The organism is Mesorhizobium sp. LEGMi-168a (assembly GCF_058312955.1).
This window is the reverse complement of the sequence record NZ_JBZEGV010000066.1, coordinates 1-5967: the sequence shown is the minus strand read 5'-3', so window position 1 is coordinate 5967 and position 5967 is coordinate 1. Positions and strand designations below refer to the sequence as shown.

The window sequence follows — 5967 nt, the reverse complement described above, 5'->3', positions numbered from 1 at the left end:
CTTGATCGAGCGGGAGTTGGGACAACTCCATCCAGTAGGAAGAATAGGCGCTCCCAAAGAAATAGCCAACGCCGTGCTTTGGCTAGCCAGTGAGGAGTCGAGTTTCGTCAGCGGTGAAATGATCTCCATCGACGGCGCGCGAACCAAAAAGATTCCCCTGCCCTCAATCTTGGATGAGGAGTATCGAGCCAAGCTGACGAAGCCATAGCGGCCCACCCCGAAACCTTCATCTATTCGCGATTGCGCCGCCATCGGGCTGGAATTGTACATAGCTCCTGTGGGAAGAATCCGCAACTCGCTCGATGAGTACACCGCCTCGCAGGTGATCGCGCAGATGCTCCGCTGAGAGGCAAGGGGGAAGCATTGATGCTCGCTTCCGAGGCTATTGTACGGACTCCAATGCATTTCGCGCTGTCGGGTGTCGCATGAGCATGCCTATAGTGCCCTACTGTCACGCGCTAGTACAAGAATTGTCGGGCGAGAGCATCACCGTAAACGTGCTCGCTCCTGGAGCACATAGTACCGCGATCCACGAAGCTAATCGCCTCGGCGACCACGCCGAAGCCATCCGTGCGCTCTAGGACTCCGGCCCGCCGTCTTGGCGAACCCTCGGAATTCGCAGCAGTCGCAGCATTCTTGGCCAGCGCCCGCGTAGCCTATGTCAGCGGCACCCTGGTTGTCATCGATGGTGGCTGAGTGCAGCCCTCTGAACACTAGATGCCGTCGCATGAACGAAGCCAACGCAAACAAAACCGTCATCGATCCCGGCCGTTTGATCGCACAAGCGTGTACTCACGGTACAAACTTGTTTTCCACATCATTCTTCTGAATTTTCAAAACTACTCCGTAAACCAACCGACGCCGCGCCTGACAATGGTAGATATTTCACGGTGCGAGTCGGAGCTTGAGATGACTACTAACGATGTGATCGAAGCTGGGGGACTTGACGCGCTCTCTTAGTTTCAACGCGCCTTTGGTTATGCCGAACCGGTTGATCTTCGCCTCACCCGTGCGTGGATTGGCGTGTACGCGGCTATCGCCGGCGATGCCGAAGGTACTTCATTCATTGCCACACGGCTGGTGCCGCGTCTCTTAGACTAGAGCTGAGAACCACGCCCTTCCGAACGGACCTCACGGGCTCTTCGACGTACCCGCTATTGCTAACGTAGATCGGGGCTCGGGCATCCGGGTGTCCGCGCGCTCAAGGCCTGCAGCACAGTAGAACAGCAAGGGGAGGCCGCTGAAGGTATGCACTTTCCCGCAGACGACGGTCCAGGCCTGCATCGTGCGCCTGACCCGTCATTCGCTCGAGTTCGTGTCATGGAAGGATCGCAAGGCCGTGGTGCCGGCGCTCAGGACTGGGCCACGGACGCCGAAGCCCGTATGCAGGCGCCGGAGGATTTCGAGGCCGGCGACTGGGGCCAGCGATATCCGGCGATCACCCAGAGCTGGCGGCGTGCGGATTCCGACGTGAAGCCGGCCGCCGTTCCGATCAAACACCGGCCACCATTCCGGTATGAAGCCGGCCACCATTCCAACCAAAGACCGGCCGGTTTTCGGCACTGAAGATTACCTCCTGGGTCAGCAACTTTGGCATCAATTACCTCGCGATGAACGAGGACATTTTGATGCCGGCAAAGAGAAGGCTGACCATGAGACAGTTGAGACAAATGCTTCGGCTTGCCGGAAGCGGGACCAGCTCCCGCGAGATTGCGGTCGTGCTGGGAATAGCACGCAGTACGGTGCAGGATAATCTGCGGCGCGCAGCGGCAATCGGGTTGAGCTGGCCCCTGCCAGGCGAGCTGACCGATGACGCACTTGAGAACAAACTCTTCGCTCGCAATGGCGTCAAACAGGGCACGCGGCGGCGCGCAGAGCCGAACTGGGCCGATCTTGCCGTCGAGCTCAAGAAGCCGGGCGTCACGCTCCTCATCTTGTGGGAGGAGTATCGAGGAAGTCATCCCGACGGATATGGCTATAGCCGGTTCTGCGGGCTCTTTCGCAGCTTCGAACAGCGGCTTTCGCCGACGATGCGCCAAGAACACGCCGCCGGCGACAAGGTCTTCGTCGACTATTCCGGCAAGAAGATTTCGATCCTTGATCGAGACACCGGCGAGATCCGTGAGGCGGAGATCTTCGTGGCGGTGCTGGGTGCGTCCAGCTTCACCTATGCCGAAGCAACCTGGACCCAGACACTGCCTGATTGGATTGGTTCACACGTCAGGATGTTTCGTTTCTTTGATGGCGTTCCCCGACTGATCGTCCCCGACAATCTGAAGTCGGGTGTCAACCGCGCCAGCTTCTACGATCCCGAGATCAATCGCAGCTACGGCATGATGGCATCCCATTATGGCGTCGGCGTTCTTCCGGCACGGCCGCCGAGAACGGCGTGCGTTTCGCCCAGTCATGCATTCTGGGGCGGCTGCGCAACCAGTCCTTCTTCTCGCTGGCCGAGGCCAATGCCGCCATTCGCCAGGCACTCGATCGCATCAATGATCACGTCATGCGTCGGCTGGGCGTCAGTCGCCGGCAATTGTTTGAGAGCGTCGAGCGTGCTGCGCTCGCAAGCCTTCCGAGCAAAGACTACGAATTCGCCGAGTGGCGTTTGGCCCGCGTCTCGACGGATTACCACGTCGAGTTCAAGACCTTCTTTTATTCCGTACCGCACAGCCTCATTCGCCAGCAAGTCGATCTGAGAGCAACGGCACGCACCATCGAGATCTTCCACCGCGGCAAGCGCATTGCCGTCCATCAGCGCCGCTATGGCGGCCCTCGTCATGGGACGGATCCGGATCATATGCCCAGCTCCCACCGGCGATATGCCGAGTGGACGCCGGATCGTTTCCGTCGCTGGGCCGCATCCGTCGGGCCCGAGACGGAAGGCTTGGTTGTCGCAATCCTCGCCAGCCGCCCACATCCTGAACAAGGCTTTCGGACATGCCTGGGTGTCCTTCGCCTGTTTCGCGATATCCCACGCGATCGCGCCGAAGCCGTGTCAGCCCGCGCTGTCGAGATCGGTGGGCTGAACTGCAAGAGCATCGCCTCGCTTATCGCCAATCACAAGGCCGCAAGGCATTCCACCGAACCGACCGCCATCGTCGATCACGCCAATCTGCGTGGCCCTGATTACTTCCATTGAGGAGACACACCAATGCTCATCCATCCGACCATCGACATGCTGCGCGAACTCGGCCTTCATGGCATGGCCACCGCCTTCCAGGAGCTCGACGCACAATCCGAAGCACGCGGCCTCGAGCATGGCGAATGGCTTGCCATGCTGCTCGAGCGCGAGGCTACCATGCGCCGCCAGAAGCGTTTCGAAGCCCGCGCCAGGGCTGCCAAACTTCGCCATGACGCACAGATCGAGAATGCCGACTTTCGTGCCGCACGCGGTCTTGATCGCAATCTGTTCATGGCGCTCGCCGGCTGCGACTGGATCAGAAAGCATCACAGTCTTCTCATCACCGGGCCGGCGGGCGTCGGCAAGAGCTGGCTGGCCTGTGCGCTTGGCCACAAAGCTTGCCGAGAGGATTTCTCCGTCGCCTATCACCGCGTTCCCCGGCTGTTTGCAACGCTTGCCCTCGCGAGAGGCGACGGACGTTATGGCCGGATTCTCAAGCAACTCGCCAAAACCGACCTTCTCATTCTCGATGACTGGGGACCGGAAAAACTCAATGATGACCAGCGGCGTGATGTGCTTGAGATCATCGAAGACCGCTACGAACGCCGATCGACAATCGTCACCAGCCAGTTGCCTCTGGATCGGTGGTACGAGATCATTGCAAACCCAACTCTGGCCGATGCCATCCTGGACCGCCTCGTTCACAACGCCTATCGCATCGATCTCACCGGCGAAAGCATGCGAAAACAGCGCTCGCCAAGAGCCTCTGAAACAGCGCAAGCTTGACCTGAAACGAAACCCAACCCAAACATCAACGAGACCCAGGATCAGTCCGAAAAATGGCCGGCTTCAAATCGGAACACCGGCCGGAATGAAATCGGAATGACTGGCCGGCTTCAAATCGGAATCGATCGCCGGCTTCGTCGGAATACGCAGGCGGCGTAAGTGGCAGCACGTCGTGCCCTTCCTCGCCTATCCCGACAGCGTGCGCCGCATCATCTACACGACGGATGACATCGACAAGCCTGACGTCGGTTCCGATGCCGTTTCTTTGTTCGGCTTGAAGCCCCGTTCTCCGTCCCGGCCCATGCGTCGCGATCGGCTGCCGTGTCGAGACGCGGTCAAGGCTGGCCGCTACATAGCCCGTGCCGCCGGGCGTAGCATCTCCAGGCCACGGCTTGAGGGCGACTGGGCACGGCGCCAGACTGAAGCTGGCCGGGCGGTGGCCGTCGTACCGGCAGATTCCTTGTGCTATGGTCGCCCGGCACGGACGACCACGTGGTGAAGAGTGGCGCGAGAGGATGAGAGCGCCACCGCGCAGCCTATAGTCGCTCCTCCTTTGTGGCGTCCGTGCGCCGCCTCGACCCTCGCGACCGCCAGTGCCGAACCATCAGCTCGTAGGCACGCTCGGCATTCTCGGCCGCGGCTTTCTCACTGTTGCGCAGCTCCTTCACATTGTAGGCGTAGGCGGGACCGCGCCGTCAAACGCCGCGTTCGTTGGGCGCGCCGGCCTTGAGGGCGAGCTGCCGCTGCTTCGCCGCCACCAGTGCCGGCCGAATCCAGAAGTAGTCCTGCTCCTTGGTCAGCAAGAGCCAGATCAGCACGGCGAACTTGCGGGCGACCGCCACCGCCGCGACCTGATGGCCTCGCTTGTTGCGGATGCGCAGGAAGAAGGCCCTGAGTGGCCCGGGCGCCTTCGCCGCCGCCCAGGCGGCCTCGACCAGCATGGCCCGGGCATGGGAACGCCCATGTTTGCTGATTCGGCCATACTGCGCGATGCCAAGGCCGGATTGGCGCACACGCGGATTGAGGCCGAAGTAGCTCACCAGCTTCTGCGGTTCGCCGAAACGGCGGATGTAGCCGATCGCCGCGATGATGCCGATGGCGACGATGGCATTGACACCGGTGATCGTCTGCAGCCGACGGACCTGCGGATTGTCAACCGCTTCGCAGGCGATGTCGCGATCAAGGTCGGCAAGATCCTCGGCCAGCCGGTCGATCTCGCGGATGTGGCGGGTGATCGCGGCACGCTCGTCGTCTGGAAGCATCTGCCGTTCGAGCCAGGTCCGGCCGCGCTTGTTGAACAGATCGGCATGCGGGCACTTCGGAACCAGATGGGCCTATAGGATTCCATGCACCTCGTTCTTCACCCGCGTGCGATGCCGCACCACCTGGTTGCGCCGAGCGACAAGACGGCGCAGCCGCTCGGTGCGCGCATCCGCAACCCAGACCTCCGGCAGGAAGCCGCTGGCATGAAGTTGCGCCAGAACGCCGGCATCGATCTTGTCGGTCTTGATCCTGGCATGGGCGATCGCCTTCACCTGCATCGGGTTGGCGACCACAACCCGGCCGACATGAGGCGACAGCACCCGCACCACCGCCATGGCATTGCCTGTTGCCTCGACGACAACCTCGTCGGTTGCAAGCAGACCGCGGCCGAACCTTCCAGTCCCGAACGGGTCATGTCGACCCGTCCGTGATGGCGCAGCCGCCCATCTTCCCAAAACACCACCTCCGCAAACGTGCGGTGAATGTCCATTCCGATTACACGTCTCATCGGCTCCCTCTCCTCAAACAGTCGGGAGCCGGCGGGCGACCGACACCTACGGATCCGCGCTCTCGGCGCAACCGGGCAGGTCGCAGGGGCGGCCAGCTACTAACGCGAGCTCGCAGCTCATCGAATACATCGGCCTGCCCGAACTTGGCGTGCTCCCGGTGCCTGTAGCGCGACAATCTGGGAGAGAGGTGCGCGACAATCTGGATGAGAATCTGGCGTCGCGGCGGGTGTGATGATTGCGGCTTTGATTGACGCGCGCAAGTGCTTTGTCAGGTTGATTGTCGCGGCG

General features: G+C 61.3%; 3 protein-coding genes and 3 pseudogenes. 5 read left to right on the top strand and 1 reads right to left on the bottom strand.

Features of this window, described 5'->3' with window-relative positions; translation table 11 throughout:
- From AC4FWB_RS33705 to istB, 5 genes and pseudogenes are all read left to right on the top strand, one after another.
- The coding region (locus AC4FWB_RS33705) for an SDR family oxidoreductase (RefSeq protein ID WP_491030535.1) at window positions 1–208 on the top strand (208 nt) is incomplete at its 5' end.
- 362 nt (window positions 209–570) lie between these two features.
- A complete protein-coding gene (locus tag AC4FWB_RS33700; RefSeq protein WP_491030534.1) occupies window positions 571–696 on the top strand; it encodes an SDR family oxidoreductase in 126 nt (41 codons plus the stop codon).
- A 532-nt stretch (window positions 697–1228) separates the two neighbouring features.
- Window positions 1229–1479: pseudogene (locus AC4FWB_RS33695) on the top strand (transposase); the annotation flags it as partial.
- Between the two features lie 149 nt (window positions 1480–1628).
- Window positions 1629–3139: pseudogene (gene istA / locus AC4FWB_RS33690) on the top strand (IS21 family transposase).
- A 12-nt stretch (window positions 3140–3151) separates the two neighbouring features.
- Complete coding sequence (gene istB / locus AC4FWB_RS33685; RefSeq protein ID WP_125007203.1) at window positions 3152–3907, top strand: IS21-like element helper ATPase IstB; 756 nt, start codon at window positions 3152–3154, stop codon at window positions 3905–3907.
- A 536-nt stretch (window positions 3908–4443) separates the two neighbouring features.
- Here the strand turns inward: istB and AC4FWB_RS33680 are convergent.
- Window positions 4444–5660 (bottom strand): annotated as a pseudogene (locus tag AC4FWB_RS33680) (IS110 family RNA-guided transposase).
- Window positions 5661–5967 lie beyond the last annotated feature (307 nt).

Coding starts and splice junctions, on each gene's coding strand:
- istB (WP_125007203.1), top strand. CDS start 3,152: ATGCTCATCCATCCGACCATCGACATGCTGCGCGAACTCGGCCTTCAT.